11 protein-coding genes are annotated in these 15,210 nt (G+C 60.2%); 6 read left to right on the forward strand and 5 right to left on the reverse strand.

Translation table 11 applies throughout. The annotated features are described in order from the left end of the window. Nucleotides 1–98: 98 nt before the first annotated feature. From QP981_RS00450 to QP981_RS00465, 4 genes are all read left to right on the forward strand, one after another. Nucleotides 99–863, forward strand: a complete 765-nt coding sequence (locus QP981_RS00450) for a phosphoadenylyl-sulfate reductase (protein ID WP_048734528.1) — start codon at nt 99–101, stop codon at nt 861–863. A 117-nt stretch (nt 864–980) separates the two neighbouring features. Beyond that, nucleotides 981–1,907, forward strand: coding sequence for a sulfate adenylyltransferase subunit CysD (cysD, locus tag QP981_RS00455; protein ID WP_070429385.1), 927 nt, complete (start codon nt 981–983; stop codon nt 1,905–1,907). Then, nucleotides 1,907–3,208 (forward strand): sulfate adenylyltransferase subunit 1, encoded by a 1,302-nt coding sequence (locus tag QP981_RS00460; RefSeq protein ID WP_187404883.1) that lies wholly within the window; start codon nt 1,907–1,909, stop codon nt 3,206–3,208. The genes cysD and QP981_RS00460 overlap by 1 nt, the downstream gene beginning before the upstream one ends. Before the next feature lie 55 nt (nt 3,209–3,263). Continuing rightward, nucleotides 3,264–4,034: a sirohydrochlorin chelatase gene (locus QP981_RS00465; RefSeq protein ID WP_187400225.1), complete on the forward strand. Its 771-nt coding sequence runs from the start codon at nt 3,264–3,266 to the stop codon at nt 4,032–4,034. Nucleotides 4,035–4,067: 33 nt separating this feature from the next. Here QP981_RS00465 and QP981_RS00470 read toward each other — a convergent pair whose 3' ends face one another. Further along, nucleotides 4,068–5,456 carry an FAD-dependent oxidoreductase gene (locus QP981_RS00470; RefSeq protein ID WP_284857211.1) on the reverse strand — a complete coding sequence of 463 codons (1,389 nt, stop codon included), beginning with the start codon at nt 5,454–5,456 and terminating at the stop codon, nt 4,068–4,070. Nucleotides 5,457–6,197: 741 nt separating this feature from the next. Between QP981_RS00470 and pta the strand changes: the two genes are divergently transcribed. Both pta and QP981_RS00480 read left to right on the forward strand, forming a co-directional pair. Continuing rightward, nucleotides 6,198–7,523: a phosphate acetyltransferase gene (pta, locus tag QP981_RS00475; RefSeq protein WP_224786667.1), complete on the forward strand. Its 1,326-nt coding sequence runs from the start codon at nt 6,198–6,200 to the stop codon at nt 7,521–7,523. Nucleotides 7,524–7,528: 5 nt separating this feature from the next. Then, the gene (locus QP981_RS00480; RefSeq protein WP_016421525.1) at nt 7,529–8,725 is read left to right on the forward strand and encodes an acetate kinase; all 1,197 of its coding nucleotides are present in this window, start codon (nt 7,529–7,531) and stop codon (nt 8,723–8,725) included. 240 nt (nt 8,726–8,965) lie between these two features. Here the strand turns inward: QP981_RS00480 and QP981_RS00485 are convergent, their stop codons facing one another. The 4 genes from QP981_RS00485 to QP981_RS00500 form a co-directional block, all read right to left on the reverse strand. Continuing rightward, nucleotides 8,966–9,817, reverse strand: coding sequence for a L,D-transpeptidase (locus tag QP981_RS00485; protein WP_070438258.1), 852 nt, complete (start codon nt 9,815–9,817; stop codon nt 8,966–8,968). Nucleotides 9,818–9,930: 113 nt separating this feature from the next. Beyond that, entirely contained in the window at nt 9,931–12,396 is a 2,466-nt protein-coding gene (locus QP981_RS00490) for a serine/threonine protein kinase (RefSeq protein WP_187404881.1), read from the reverse strand. Then, complete coding sequence (locus QP981_RS00495; RefSeq protein WP_101687923.1) at nt 12,393–13,472, reverse strand: glutamate ABC transporter substrate-binding protein; 1,080 nt, start codon at nt 13,470–13,472, stop codon at nt 12,393–12,395. The genes QP981_RS00490 and QP981_RS00495 overlap by 4 nt, the downstream gene beginning before the upstream one ends. Then, nucleotides 13,469–15,127: a GlnX family signal transduction membrane protein gene (locus QP981_RS00500; protein ID WP_187404880.1), complete on the reverse strand. Its 1,659-nt coding sequence runs from the start codon at nt 15,125–15,127 to the stop codon at nt 13,469–13,471. Before QP981_RS00500 ends, QP981_RS00495 begins: the two co-directional genes overlap by 4 nt. Nucleotides 15,128–15,210 lie beyond the last annotated feature (83 nt).

Genomic DNA, 15,210 nt, shown 5'->3' on the forward strand with positions numbered 1-15,210 from the left:
TGGCCCGACTTGGAAACCGATTACGCCTGGCAATGCCGCGAATGCTGCCGGGTATTCACAGTGAAACTGCACGGACATATCGATAGAAAGGTGGCGTCATGAGCACGGGACTGAAAACCGCTGAGGTCATTAAGACTCAGGAGGCGCTCGCGCGTGAAGACGCGCTGGACAACCCGGAAACTGCTCGCCGTCTGATTGAGCTCGCACTGGAGTGGGGCTCCAAGCTGGAGACCGCCACTGCTGGGGAAGTATTGGAATGGGGTGCGGAGCACCTGCACACGCCACTGGCTGTGACCCTGTCGATGCAGGACACAGTGTTGGCGGAACTGGCTGCTCGGCACGCGCCGGAGGCAGATCTGATTTTCCTGGATACCGGTTACCACTTCCCGGAGACCCTCGACGTGGCAGAGCAGGTCGCACAGCGTTACGACAACCGACTGCTGTCGATTGAGCCGAAGCGCACCCGCGCCGAGCAGGACGCCGAAGAGGGCGTTGATCTGTACAAGACCGACCCGACGCGTTGCTGCGCATTGCGGAAGGTCGAGCCGCTGTCTGCCGTGAAGCGCCCCTACGAGGGCTGGGTCACAGGTCTGAAGCGCGTCGATGCGCCGACCCGCGCGCACACGCCGGTACTGGAGATCGACAAGACTGGTCGCATCAAGCTCAACCCGTTGGCCACCTGGACAGATGAGGATGTTGCCCAGTACATCGAGGACAACGACCTCATTGTGCATCCGCTGACGCAACAGGGGTTCCCGTCGATTGGCTGCGCAACATGCACCGCGCGAGTGGCAGAGGGTGCGGATCCGCGCTCGGGTCGCTGGGCGGGCTCCGAGAAGACTGAGTGCGGATTGCACCTCTAGTTCGAGCGGCTAGCAGACAGCTACTTGCCGCCAGCCACTAGCCGCCCGCCGATAACCGATATCAGCTAAAACAGCGCAGTTACAACAGCCAACACAGCCCCAACAGAAAGAACCCTCATGACTAGCTCAACCACCGTTTCCGTACAAAACCGCCTCGACCCGCGGCTTGCCGAGCTGGAAGCCGAGGCCATCGACATTATTCGCCAGACCGCCGGTCAGTTCGACCGTCCGGCACTACTTTTCTCCGGCGGAAAGGATTCCGTCGTCGTGCTCGAGCTGGCCAAGCGCGCCTTCGCACCGGCGGGTATCCCGCTGGAGCTGCTCCACGTCGACACCGGCCACAACTTCCCCGAAGTTATTGAATTCCGCGACAAGATTGCCGCTCAGCCGGGCATCAAGCTGCACGTAGCCAAGGTCCAAGACTGGATCGACAGCGGCGTGCTTACCGAGCGTGCCGACGGCACCCGCAACCCCTTGCAGACCGTGCCGCTGGTGGAGACCATTGCCAACCGCGGTTACGATGCCGTTCTCGGTGGCGCCCGCCGCGATGAGGAGAAGGCCCGCGCCAAGGAGCGCGTGTTCTCCGTCCGAGACTCCTTCGGTGGTTGGGATCCACGCCGTCAGCGCCCTGAGCTGTGGGGTCTCTACAACGGTCGCCACGCCGCCGGAGAGAACGTCCGCGTTTTCCCAATCTCGAACTGGACCGAGGCCGACGTCTGGGCCTACATCGAAGCCCGTGACATCGAACTGCCGCCCATCTACTTCTCCCATGAGCGTGAGGTGTTCAACCGCGGCGGCATGTGGTTGGCACCAGGCGAGTGGGGTGGCCCCCGCGACGGCGAGACCCTCGAGGTTCGCACTGTCCGCTACCGCACTGTCGGTGACATGAGCTGCACCGGCGCTGTCGAATCGACTGCCACCACTATTGCGGAGGTCATGGAGGAACTTCGCACATCCAAGCTCACCGAGCGCGGCGCTACCCGCGCAGATGACAAGTTGTCCGAATCCTCCATGGAAGACCGCAAGAAGGAAGGTTACTTCTGATGAGCCAGCCAAATTCCCCAGCTACCCTGATTACCGCTGACCGCGCCACTCGCGCTCGTCGCACTCTTCGCCTGTGCACCGCTGGCTCCGTGGACGACGGTAAGTCCACCTTCGTCGGTCGCCTGCTGCACGACACGAAGAACATCCTCGCTGACCAGTACGAGGCCGTCGTCGCCTCCTCACAGGCGCGCGGTCAGGAAAACCCTGACCTGTCGCTGCTGGTCGACGGTCTGCGGGCCGAGCGCGAGCAGGGCATCACCATCGACGTCGCCTACCGCTACTTCGCCACCGACGTCCGCTCGTTCATCCTCGCCGACTGCCCTGGTCACGAGCAGTACACCCGAAACACGATTACCGGTATGTCCACCGCTGAGGCCGTCGTTTTGCTTATCGACGCGCGCAACGGCGTCGTGACGCAGACCAAGCGTCACGCAACGGTGGCCGGTCTGCTGGGTGTTCGCCACGTAATCTTTGCCGTCAACAAGATTGATCTGCTGGACTATAGCGAAGAGGCCTTCCGCGCCATTGAGTCGGATGTGGCAGCACTCGCAGAGCGCCTGGGTCTGCAGAACACCTTCGTTGTTCCAGTGTCGGCTCTGGTCGGCGACAACATTGTCGATTCTTCTGAGCACACCCCGTGGTACGAGGGTCCGACCGTGCTGGAGCTGCTGGAAAACCTCAACATCGGTGCCGACCTGGAAACCGATGCCGAGGCTGACCTGCGCCTGCCCATCGACTATGTCATTCGCGATCACGCCACTGAATACCGTGGTTACGCCGGCCGTATCGCCGCAGGTAGCGTGCGTGTGGGCGATGTTGTCTCCGTAGACGCCAACCGTCAGGCTACGGTCACGAAGATCACCGTGGCAGCTGAGGATGTCACTGAGGCCGTGGCCGGCCAGTCGGTGGCCATCAGCCTGGATGCCGAGTTCGACCTCGCCCGTGGCGACCTCATCAGTGGCACGCGCCCGGAAGACGTGCGCCGTTTCTCCGCCGTGGCCGTCCACCTTGCAGACAAGCCGTTGGCAGTCGGTCGCGTCGTAGAGGTGCGCTACGGTGCCGCGCTGGTGCGTGGTCGTATCGCTTCCGTCGATGCGCTCATCGATATCGAAACCGGTGAGCCCACCGGTGTGGCTGATCAGCTTGCAGTCAACGACGTTGCTGAGATTACCGTCGAGGTCGCACAGCCGCTGCCGGTCGATGCCTACCGCGTCGGTGGTCGTGTCGGTGCGTTCCTGCTCATCGAGCCGGGCACCGGTGACACTCTCACCGCAGGCCTCGTGCGTGGCGCTGCCCAGTAGAGCCGCCAGGTAGAGAAACCAGAACGCACAGCTAGCGAGCCTGAGGAGACCATCGATGACCGCACTGATTCTGCTTGCGCACGGTTCTCGGCACTCAGAGACCAAACCGGTGCTCGAAGACGTGGTCGCGCTCGTGCGCGAGAAGATGCCGCTCACCCGCCTGGATGCGCCCTCTCAGATTCGCCTCGCCTGGCTGGACCTCGACGAGCCCTCACTGGATACCGTCTGTGCCGAGCTCGCCGCTGCCGGCGAGACTCAGGCACTGGCTGTACCGCTGCTGTTCACCGATGCGTTCCACTCGCGAGTCGACGTTCCCGAGCAGGTTCGACTCTGCGATCGGCATGGTGTTGACATCACAGTGGCTGAAGGTCTCGGGCTTGGCGACGGCACGAAGCGCGCCGTCGTAAAGCGAATCATCGAAGCGGCGGAGAATGCATCTTTTTCCTGGCCGGTCGATGCGCTGGTGATGGGGGTCGGCTCCTCTGATGAGGATGCCAATGCGGCGGTGCACCAGTTTGCGGCAAATCTTGGCGGGATGCTGCCGGGACATGTGAGCGCGGCATTCGTGGTCGGTCCTGAGAAAATCAAGGGAGCCGATGCTGTGGCCGCGGCGCAGGAGCGCGCGGCCAAGCGCGGACGCGGACTCGTAGTGGTGCCGCTGTTTACCGCGCCGGGCCTACTGTGGGATCGAGTCATCGATGCGGGCGCTGCCGACGGTGCTGGTCAGGTGGCTTTTGGTGAGCCATTGGTCGAGCTGTTGGCGCCGATTGTGTGCTGCCGCTGGGACTCGCGCGCCGCGTACACGGACGTGAAGGTAGTGGCGTAGCCGACGCTTTTTATCCGTCCTAGTTACTCGCCGTTACTCGCCCTTGGAGTGGGTGACCATCTCATCCCACTCGACGTACTTCTTGCGTTCGCGGCCCTCGGCCTCGCCGGCGGTGCGTTCGGCAGCATCGAGCTTGTGCCAGCCCTCCCAGTCCAGGTAGTCGATGCCCTTTGACTCCAGCAGCTCGTTGACAGCGGACAACTCCGGCTTCGACGGGGTGAATTTCTTGCCCTCTGCGGCATCGGCCAGCAGATTGGCCACGGCCTCGTTGGCATCGCCCTTGGTATTACCAATCAGGCCGACCGGCCCGCGGCGAACCCAACCGGTGGTGTAGAGGCCAGTGATGGCCTCAGCTGCTTCATCCTCGGTGTTGTCGGATTCGATGACTCGACCACCGACGTTGGAAATGACATTCTTCACGTTGTCGAACGGGATACCCGGCAGCGCATCAGAGCGGTAGCCCACGGCGGAGTAGACAGCGCCGACCTTCCAGTCGGTGGTCTCGCCGGTCGGCCGCAGCCCGCCAGCACCGTCGTATTCCATGCGCTGAGTGCGCAAGCCTGTCACATGCTGCTCGCCGTCGGTACCCTCCTCGCTGAGGATTTCCACTGGCGACTCGAAGAAGTGAATGTAGAGCTTGTGCGGTGCGTTCTTCGGCTCACGGATGGCGTAGTTCTCCAGGATGGTGCAGACCTGGTCGGTGATCTTGGAGTTGCGACGCATAATCTCGGATGCGGAGTCGTAATCAATATCGCGCGGATCGACAACGACCTCGACGTTCGGTGAGTAGTCGAGCTCCTTGAGCTCCAGCGGGGTGAACTTGGCCTGTGCCGGGCCGCGGCGGCCGAAGACGTGGACTTCCTTGGCCTTATTTGTCTTCAGAACCTCGTAGACATTGTCCGGGATTTCTGTGACGTGCAGTTCCTCACCGGTCTTCGCCAGGATTCGGGAGACATCCAGCGCGACGTTGCCGACTCCGACGACGGCCACGGACTCCGCCGAGAGGTCCCAGGTGCGCTCAAACAGTGGGTTGCCGTCGTAGAAGCCCACGAATTCGCCTGCGCCGAAGTGCTCCGGCAGGTCCGCTCCCGGCGTTGGCAGTGCGCGGTCGCCGACGGCACCGGTGGCGAAGATGACGGCGTCGTAATGCTCCTTTAATTCGTCGAGTGTGATGTCCTTGCCGAACTCAACGTTGGAAAATAGGCGCAGCTCCGGCTTTTCCATCACGCGGTGCAAGGCCATGATGATGCCCTTGATGCGTGGGTGGTCGGGGGCGACGCCGTAGCGGATTAGACCGAATGGAGCCGGCATCTTTTCAAACAGATCGACTTCCACGTCAGTACTGGATTTCATCAGTGCATCGGAAGCATAAACACCGGCCGGGCCAGAGCCAATTACGGCAACGCGGAGCGGGCGATTCATGAAGTGTGTCCTTCTTTCTCTAATGCTTTACGACGGTCACGAGGCCGCGGCATAAGTAGCTGCCAGCGGTGACCTCGTGGGGAAAGGAGTTATTGGTGAGCTATCGGTTTATTCGACATTCCCAATGGTAGCGCCCCCAATCGTAGCGATAACTTACGAAAAATCGAGAGGTGAGCATCACATCATCGGTGAGATGCTTTTGAAGGCATACAAAACTAAATGTGACCTTAGTCACGTCTAATGTGGGAATTTGGGCTAGTTCACTAGAAAAACCGCATAAAAGCCGCGATTATGCGGGAAGATTGTTGGAATCTGTGGGGAAAAGTGTGGCTACCAGGGGTAACCAAAGAGGTTTGAGTCCGCCGTGAGATGTAAGGTGACTCACAATAAGATGAAAATAATGATTTGGGACTCAGCGGGATTAGATTCAGCAGGATTAGAAGCTCAGCATGATCTTGAGCCTCAGGCAGTCCAACGGCTCGAGCCAAGTCAACGTTTAAATAAGTCAACGATTAAGCGCAGTGCGAGAAAGGAACGTCGGTGAGCGATAAGAACGCCCAAGCGTCCACCAACAACTCCGCAGTCCTGATTACTTCAGTGGACCGCGCAGACAATCTGCAAGATGTCATTACGGCATTGTCTGAGGCACTGGGTGGGGCACGTTGCCTCCACACTGTCGGTGGGGCGCACGGCGCCACCGTGGATCAGGTTGTTGTGGATCCGGAATCCGCGCTTGACACCATCGTCAGTGCTGTTGAAGCTGATCGCGCTGCCAACGAGGGGGCGGCTGTTCTGACCGGCTCCGGCAACCTCGATTTTGACTTCCGCATTGCCACCGTCGCCGGCGCCGGTGTCATCGTTGTCGCTGGTGGCGAGGGCTGCCACACAGAGGCCGCAAAGGCTCGCGTTCGTTTGGCTCTCAGCAGTGCAGCTCAGCGTCACAGCGAGGTACTCGCAGTTGTCCTTACAGGGGAGGAGGCAGCTAAGGCTGCTAAGACTCTCGAGCTCGACGTTCCCGTTGTTGCCGTTGACGATGCTGAGGGGCTGCGCAAGGTCGTAAGCCGCGAGGTCACCGCAGTGATGACTCCACAGCGTTTCCAGTGGTGGCTATTGCAGCGCGCCAAGGCTGATAAGCGTCACATTGTGCTGCCAGAGGGGGACGATGACCGCATTCTTGAGGCCGCTGATTACCTCCTGCGCGAGGACATCTGTGAGCTCACTATCCTCGGCGACCCGGATGCGATGAAGGCGCGCGCCGCCGAACTGGGTTTTGACATCGACGCCGCTCATCTTTGGAACCCGCAGACCTCCGAATATGTTGAGCAGTTCGCGGAGCAGTTCGCAGAGATGCGCAAGGCCAAGGGGGTCACGCTGGAGCAGGCCCGTGAGACGATGCAGGACATCTCCTACTTCGCGACGATGATGATTCACAACGGGCTTGTCGACGGCATGGTGTCCGGTGCAGCCCACACAACTGCGCACACCATTCGTCCGTCCTTGCAAATCATTAAGACCAAGCCGTCGGCTTCCACGGTGTCGTCACTGTTCCTCATGGTTATGGACAACTCGCTGTGGGGTTTTGCGGACTGTGCGGTGCTGCCGAAGCCTGCTCCGGAACAGCTGGGTGAAATCGCGGTAGTATCCGCCGAGACTGCAGCTTCCTTCGGCATCGATGCCCGCGTCGCCATGCTGAGCTACTCCACTGGAGTATCCGGCACAGGTGAGGATGTGGACCGTGTGAAGGCGGGCCTGGCCAAGGCCAAGGAGCTGGCTCCGGAGCTCGCTGTCGATGGTCCGCTGCAGTTCGATGCTGCTATTGACCCGTCTGTGGCTGCGAAGAAGATGCCGGATTCCTCCGTTGCGGGTAAGGCAACTGTTTTCGTGTTCCCGGATCTGGACGCCGGTAACATCGGTTACAAGATTGCCCAGCGCTGTGGTGGTGCATTGGCAATCGGCCCGATTCTGCAGGGCTTGAACAAGCCGGTCAACGACCTTTCCCGTGGCGCCACGGTGCCGGACATCATCAACACGGTTGCAATTACCGCTATTCAGGCTGGAGGAAACTAATTATTATGTCCCGTCACGTACTTGTTTTGAACTCCGGTTCCTCCTCTATCAAGTTTCAGCTGGTAGACCCGGAGAAGGACTCCACGCAGCCGCCGTATGTCTCCGGTCTGGTGGAGCGCATTGGTGAAGAAGACGGCATTATTAATCTGAAGTTCTCCGGACAGAAGATTGAAATCACCGAGCCTATCGCTGACCACGCCAGTGGTCTTGACCGCGCGTTCGAGCTGATGGATGAGCACGGTGTTGGTCCGGAGTCGGTGGATATTGCAGCCGTCGGTCACCGCGTCGTTCACGGTGGTCGCCTGTTCTCTGGACCGGAGCTGATTACCGACGAAATCGTCGGCATGATCCGCGACCTTATTCCGCTGGCGCCGCTGCACAACCCGGCCAATATCGTAGGCATCGAGGAGTCTCGCAAGCTGCTTTCGGACGTGCCTCACGTCGCCGTCTTCGACACTGGTTTCTTCCACACCATGCCGCCAGCTGCTGCTCTGTACCCGCTCAACGCAGAGGTCGCATCGAAGTTTGATATCCGTCGTTACGGCTTCCACGGCACCTCGCATGAGTTTGTTTCCAAGCAGGTGCCGGACCTTCTGAATAAGCCGGCAGAAGAAATCAACCAGATTACGCTGCACCTGGGTAATGGTGCGTCGTGTGCGGCTATCCGAGGTGGCCAGGCGGTGGATACCTCGATGGGGCTGACCCCGCTGGCTGGTCTGATGATGGGCACTCGTACCGGTGACATTGACCCGGGCGTCATCTTCCACCTCTACCGCAACGGCATGAGCATCGACGAGATCGACAATCTGTGCAACCGCCAGTCCGGTCTGAAGGGTGTCTCTGGTGTCAATGACTTCCGAGTCCTGCAGGAGCGCATGGATGACCACGACCCGGATGCTTGGGCTGCGTACCAGATGTATGTCCACCAGCTGCGCCGCTACATCGGCTCTTACATGCTGATTCTCGGCCGCCTCGATGCCATCACCTTCACAGCAGGTGTCGGTGAGAACCACGTCGGTATTCGCCGTGATTCTATGGCTGAGCTTGAGAACTTCGGTATCAAGATTGATGACGAGCTCAACTCCCAGCCGAATGACGGCCCGCGTCTGATCTCGGCGGAGGACTCGAAGGTCAAGGTATTCGTGGTACCGACCAACGAGGAACTGGCCATTGCCCGCTACGCAATGAGCTTCGTGGAGTAGGTTTTGGGGCAGGGGCACTGGCGAGTAGGCAGGACCCTTGTAACCCCGTAGTTGACGGCTGCTAGATACCCCACCTGTTGAATCGGCAGCTGTAACTCAACAAAAATGAGCTCGCTCCCACTGCCTTCCAAACTGGAAGAACCTAGTGGGGCGAGCTCATTTTCACCGCCGGGGAAACTGCGCCTATGCCTCAACAGGCTCAGTCACCCGGTCATCGTTTCAACGCATCAGCGCAGATAACTACCAGATGTAGACGCCGTCGCCGACCTGCAGGGTATCGAAGTACTTCACAGCATCATCGTGGTTCAGGTGGATGCAGCCGTGGGACATCTGATTAACAGAGCCCTCGTGGAAAGCCTCGCCGTCGTTGGTGAAGTACACCGAGAACGGCATCGGGCCGTTGTAAGGACGGGACCACTCATCGCGGACCTTGCGGGTAACGCTCAGGTGGCCACGGGTGGTTTCGTAACCCGGCATACCGGAGGACATTGGCACCGGACCGTAGGTGATGTTGCCATTTTCCTGCAGCCAGGTCTTCTGGTTAGCCAGGTCAACGCATGCGCGGGCGCTCGGCGGGCACGGGTTGTTTGGCTCTGGGCGTGGTTCAGGGCGTGGCTTCTGCTCAGGCTGTGGAGCAGGGGCAGGCGCCGGCTCAGGCTGCGACGGCTCATCCTGGCCCCCCAGCAAACCGAAAATCTCGTTGACAACGCGGGTGGCTTCGGCCTTCTGCGCGGCTGGCAACGGCAGGCTGTCGATGGCGTTCAGCAGCTGAGTTTTGACCTTGTCCGCCACCTGCTTGTTGTTTTCAGCGAACTTGAAGTTTTCATTAATCAGAGCGACGACCGAATCCGGCAGCTTCACCGAAGAGGAATCCAGTACCTCAGAGAGCTCAGGGGCAAGGTCGCCCGAATTCAGAGTCGAGATCTCCGGCAGCTTGAGGTCCCGAACACTCTGGCTAAGCGACTGCAGGTCTGGAGCAACCGGCAGGGCAACGGCAGTGCCGGCCCCAATACCAAAGGCGGTGGTGAGGGCTGCAGCGCTGATAATTACGCGCTTAGCGCTGCGGAGAGAGGATTTCGAAGAGGCAAACATAGAGGATATCTTAAACCACGAAAGGCAATTCTCTCTTTATTCACCAATTCTGGGGTGGCGCTCAGGCCCACAACAGCATGTTTGACCAGGTTCGGTAAGGAGCTGTTAGAGAGCTAACGCCAAGTCCGTGGCCGAATGAGATTTGCGATATCCACCAAGTTGTAGCGGTGTCGCGGAAACTGCGAAGAGCGTGCCAGCATCCGTAAGTCTTTTTCCAATCCTTCACGCAGGCCGGCCACGGTAAAGGGCGCATCGAAAAGACCATTGGAGCTAGCTGCATGGTCGAGGTTCGAGCTGCGCAACCAGTTCAGCGCGGACGCCATCACGGCGATGCGTAGCTGTGGCATGCGCGGTTCATTCGTCGGCAGCTCCACCAGACGACGCGCAGCACGGCGAATTCTCGATTCAGTTAACTCGGAGGGCATCCCTGAGGTGAGCATCAGAATCGTCGTCAAACGTGCCATGCGATGGTGACGGGAGTTACCGGGTACGCGGTCAAGCTGGGAGATAGCCATTTCGTGTTGGCGCTCAGAGGCCAGCTGACGAGCTAGCCCGAAGGCGGAGGATACCGTCGTCGGGTTGGCCGCCCACACGACGGCGTAGAGACGCAGGGTGTTGAAACGAATCGTCTGAGGCGACAGGGACTCGCTGGCCCAGGCGGGGGAGAAGATCTCGGGCGTATCGGCAGCGACATTATCCAGCGCGCTGCTCAAGTTCGCGGCGGCGCGGGCGACAGCGGGCTCGAGGAGAGATGCGTTGGCGATGCCCAAGCGCTGTTGAATCAACTCGAGAGTCGCTGCCAGCGCCAACTTCGGGGCGGGCTCGCCGGGCAGCATCGTCAGCACGTGGTGGAACGAGGCGAGGGCATCGTTGAATTGGTCGAGAAGCAAATAAGTCACGCCCTCGTACCAGTGGTAACGCCAATCGCGCTGCAAACGTTCAGAGACATCGCGGAGGCTGTCGCGGGCCTCATCAATTAATCCGAGGTCCAGTTTCGCACGCACGATGCCCAGTGGAATTTCCACGGAAGAGCCATACTCGGGTTCGGACAGCGCATTGGTCAGTGTTTCGATAAGTTCGTTGGGCTCTGTAAACGACGAGGCACTCAAGATGCGCGCACCCGGATCTGTCGGGTTAATCAGTGGTACAGGCAGCGCGAAGGTCACTTCTTGCGGAGTGATTTCCACGCCGCGGGTGATGCCGTCGACAAGCTGATCGGTGCGGAACACCAGGTGCTTGGTGCCGTACGTGGAACGCTGCGGCGAGAAATTCGACACCGCCTGCGGGAATTGCACGCCGTCGCGCACCGCCAGAATCTCGCGCAATACGCCGATGAGCTGCACACTCATCTCTTCGGCAGAACCGAAGCGAGCCTCCGGGTTCTCGTGGCAAGCGCGTAGTAGGAAGCGGTAGAGCGAGTAAAAACGGCGGAATAGAGGCTCTTCGACAGGTGAGGGTAGCCCCGGGTCGTAGACGCCGTTGGTCGCCGGCAACTTCAGAATCAGGGAGGCCAGCGTGCGGCCGACTGTGTAGATATCGCTGGCAATCGTCGGTCCCGTCGTGGCAATCTCCGGCGCCTGGAAACCGGGCGTGCCGTAGATATGGCCGTAGGCGCCGATGCCGGTGACCGCGCCAACGTCGATAAGCGTGACGTGGTCTTCGCTGAGCAGCACGTTGTCCGGCTTCAAATCGTTGTAGACAACGCCGCGCGAGTGCAGGTAATCCAGCGCGGGGAGCAGCTCCAGGATGTAGCCAATCGCTAGGTCACAGGGCATGACGCCGTCTGGGTAGCTCCGTCGCTGCTTGCGTAACGACGGGCCGCCGACGTACTCCATCACAATGAAGCCGGTGGCGCTGTTGGCGTCCGTCTCATCGATGAAGTTGATAATCTTCACAATTCCCGGATGCGAGATTTCCGCGAGGAACTCGCGTTCCGCCTGGACTACGGCGAAATCCTTCTCGTTTTTCGCTGCCATCATGCCCTTGAGCACGACCCAACGATCCGAGACATTGTGGTCAATCGCCAGGTAAATCCAGCCGAGCCCGCCGTGGGCAATCGGGCCCACGATCTCGTACTGATCCGCCACGATATCGCCGGCTTTCAGGCTCGGCGCCGGCTTATTCGTCGCTCGAATCTTCTCATCACTCATTACTGCATCGCGCGGATCCTGCGTTGTGATGTACGGCAGGTGCACCATGCCGTCGGCGACAGTGCGTCCGCGGTGTGCATTCGATCGCCTCCGGCGGAAGTCCTCCAACGCTTTCCGGTGCGAGGCCATCGACGGATCTGGCGTCTGGGCGCCGGGTTGGGTCGTCGCGCTTGACGACGAGCCCCCGCGCCCCAACAATTCGGCGATATCGAACTCTTCGTCATCGTCATCATCGTCCGCAAAAGGGTCGAAGGCGACAGCGGCAGTGCCGGGCTCTTGTTCGTCGTCTTCATCGGCGAATGGGTCGAAGGCGACGGCCTGAGTGGCAGCTGCCTCTGCCTCTGCGTGAGCATCCTCCTGGGGCTCCGGCGTGTACTGGGGATGCTGGGCTTGCTGGGCATGCTCGGAGTACTGGTTTTCGTCGCTCATCGGTTATCCACCTCGCCTTCTGGAGCAGCTTCCGGTGTGGGGGAGATTCCAAGTATGTCTTCGTCGTCGCTGTACTGTGGCGATGGCTGTGTACCGCTTGGCAGGAAGGGGCCGAACCAAGTGTCGTAGAGGGACTGCCAGGTGCCATCGCTGGCCATACGCTCCAGGGTCGCGTTGATTTGGCGAACCAGGCCTGGGTTCCCCTTGGATACACCGGCCGCGTAGCTTTCCTCGTTCAAGCCCCGCTGGACAATGGCGGTAGCCGGATCTTGGTCGTTGATACCAGCGAGGATGGTGTCATCGGCAACGACAATCTCTGCCTGGCTGTTTTGAAGTGAAATGAGGCAGTCCGACCAGTTACCGACCAACAGCAGCGTATTGTTCGGCGAGAGCCGTCGAATCAACTCCTCGGTAGTGGATCCCCGGGAAACGCAGATGCGACCGTCCTCGACGTCCTCGGGGGAAGCATCGCCACCCGGCGAAGAGACTAGAACTCCAGCTCGTGCTGTCAAATACGGTGTGGAGAACAGCACCCTTTCGCGCCGGGCATCGGTGACCGTCATAGTGCGCAAAACGACATCGACAGTGCCGTCTTCGAGTGCGGCAGTGCGTTCGTTGCTGTCGACGAACCGAAACTCGACAGCATCGGGATTGTCAAAGATGTCCCGGGCAATCTCTTGTGCCAGGGATACTTCAAACCCCGAGAGCTCTCCGGTGCTGAAGTCGCGGAAGCTGAGCAGGTTCAATGATTGGTCAACACCAACGATGATGCGGCCGCGCTGGTAAATCTCCGGGATTCGCTCTTCCGGTGTTTGGTCATCGGGGGCGAGTGTGGACAGATCTGGGGTGTTGGCTTCTGCCGCAGGCTTCCTCGAGGAGGCTTTGTCGTAGAACGCGCCCGGTGGCAGGGGGAAGTCACCGGTGGCCTCCAGGATTGTGCGCGAGTAGGGATCGTCGGCAAGCGAATCGGTCGCGCAGGCACTGACGGTGAGCCCGGCGATGGCGAGTGCACCAAGGACGGCCCTGCGCCGCCAACCGGCGAGACTGTGGAGCGACGGGGAGAACGAAACAATCATAGGTACTCCAGAAGCCGGTGTCGGAAGCCGAAAACAACCAGAACTGCCGCGATGACGGTCAGCGTAACCGTGGCGAGGGACAGTGCCGCGATAGCGCGACGGGATTGGTCGAGGTTCTCACGGGCGGTCAGGCGGGACTCGGCGATGGAATTCTGTAGCGACTCATCGACCTGGTTGAACGCAGTCGCCGACGAGCTGGCATTATCCACATCGGTCGCGATGCGAACCGCACCGGCGTAGTCGCCTGAACTCAAGTGCTCCATCATCAGGTTGTGGCCGGACTCCCAGCTGTAGATACCGTGGATGGCGGCTCTGACATCGTCGTCCGGCGCGTTGGCGTCCACTCTTTCCAGCTCGCCGACCAGGGTGCGCACCGACTGCGAGAAGGACTCCGCATCCGCGGGCTGACGGCGCACTAAGCCGAGGGTTTCGCTGGCGCGTAGCTGCTGGGCATCAATGCGTACTTGGGTTAGGGCATGAACGTCCGGGCGCTGCTCTCCGAAGAGGGAGTTAGACTGCCACGGCTGAGTGGTGGCGATTCCCACACCGACAAGTGCGATGGCCATCAGCATGGTTGCACCAAACAGGCCGACGTTGAATAGTCGACCGGTGCGGCGAGTCAGCCACCACTGTGTGATTAGCAGCATCAAAATTGCCGCTGCCAGGCCTGACATCGGGAAAAGAGGTGGCTTCGATAGTTCGCGCTGCTCCTCATTAGTCGTGGTACTGGTGCGTTCGTAGAGCGATTTTGCAGCTGGCAGAATCTGGACCTGCATCAAGTTTGAGGCAGAGGCGAGGTACGCGACACTGACGGGGTTGCCCTGGCGCGCATTCGCGCGAGCTGTCTCGACCATGCCGGTGTAGACCGGCAACAGTCGCTGTACAGTCGCGACATCCTTCATCTCTGGATCATCGACGTTTTCAATGCCCGTAGCTGCGCGGGTAGCGGACATGGATGCTTGTGCGATGACATCGTCGAAGTTGCTGACCAAGTCCTGGCTGCTGTTGAGTGTGCCGCGGGAAAAAGCGGTGTTGGCGGACGCATCGGCAATCGTCAGCGAGGCATAGAGATTCTGCGAGGCATTGGCCATCGGCTCGCTCAGCTGCGAAATGCGGGTGAGCTGCTGCTGGCGTTGCGAGGTTGTTTGCCACATGGATAGGCCGGCGGCCAGGATTGCGACGATGAGGATGAGGGCGACTATGGTCAATCGGCCCGGCGACGTTATCAAAAATGACGCTGACCGGCGCACATACGTGGCCGACGGGCCGAGCTTGTCGTAGAGGCGCTCACCGAGAAAACGTGTCAATCTCCGGTTGCGCGGGCCAATCTCCAGGGCATCCACGCGCAAGTCTGTATCGCGCGGAGAGTCTGCCAGGGCTGTTGGGGTTGCGGCCGTTGCTGGGGCATTAGCCGAGGACTCTGTAGTGTCCAGAGCAGTTGATGGTGCCGCGCTCTCGGGAGCCGGGGCGGAGGCGGGAGTATCTTTCGATTCCTTTGCCGCCTGAGCCGCAGTGTGTGTGTCTAAGCTTTCGCCACCGGGAGTGGTGCGACCGCTGAAACGAGTTCGGCGTGGAGCGCGATTCTTGCGGTGGAATGGGTTTCGGTTTTTGTCGTGGGCGCGGGAATGAGGCGCACTTGAAGTGGTTTCACCCATGTGCACGTGTCCTTCCGACGTGACCGAAGTCGCCTGCGACAATCTCTCCGCTCAGAGCAACGTTAGTTCCCTGCAAATCTTAG

It is taken from the genome of Corynebacterium sp. MSK047 (assembly GCF_030232285.1).
Classification (GTDB): domain Bacteria; phylum Actinomycetota; class Actinomycetes; order Mycobacteriales; family Mycobacteriaceae; genus Corynebacterium; species Corynebacterium jeikeium_D.

Bases quoted from the DNA above. Each gene is read 5' to 3' on its own strand.
- QP981_RS00485 (WP_070438258.1), bottom strand. From the start codon at position 9,817: ATGTTTGCCTCTTCGAAATCCTCTCTCCGCAGCGCTAAGCGCGTAATT.
- QP981_RS00500 (WP_187404880.1), bottom strand. From the start codon at position 15,127: ATGGGTGAAACCACTTCAAGTGCGCCTCATTCCCGCGCCCACGACAAA.
- QP981_RS00490 (WP_187404881.1), bottom strand. From the start codon at position 12,396: ATGAGCGACGAAAACCAGTACTCCGAGCATGCCCAGCAAGCCCAGCAT.
- QP981_RS00465 (WP_187400225.1), top strand. From the start codon at position 3,264: ATGACCGCACTGATTCTGCTTGCGCACGGTTCTCGGCACTCAGAGACC.
- QP981_RS00470 (WP_284857211.1), bottom strand. From the start codon at position 5,456: ATGAATCGCCCGCTCCGCGTTGCCGTAATTGGCTCTGGCCCGGCCGGT.
- cysD (WP_070429385.1), top strand. From the start codon at position 981: ATGACTAGCTCAACCACCGTTTCCGTACAAAACCGCCTCGACCCGCGG.
- QP981_RS00450 (WP_048734528.1), top strand. From the start codon at position 99: ATGAGCACGGGACTGAAAACCGCTGAGGTCATTAAGACTCAGGAGGCG.
- QP981_RS00460 (WP_187404883.1), top strand. From the start codon at position 1,907: ATGAGCCAGCCAAATTCCCCAGCTACCCTGATTACCGCTGACCGCGCC.
- QP981_RS00495 (WP_101687923.1), bottom strand. From the start codon at position 13,472: ATGATTGTTTCGTTCTCCCCGTCGCTCCACAGTCTCGCCGGTTGGCGG.
- QP981_RS00480 (WP_016421525.1), top strand. From the start codon at position 7,529: ATGTCCCGTCACGTACTTGTTTTGAACTCCGGTTCCTCCTCTATCAAG.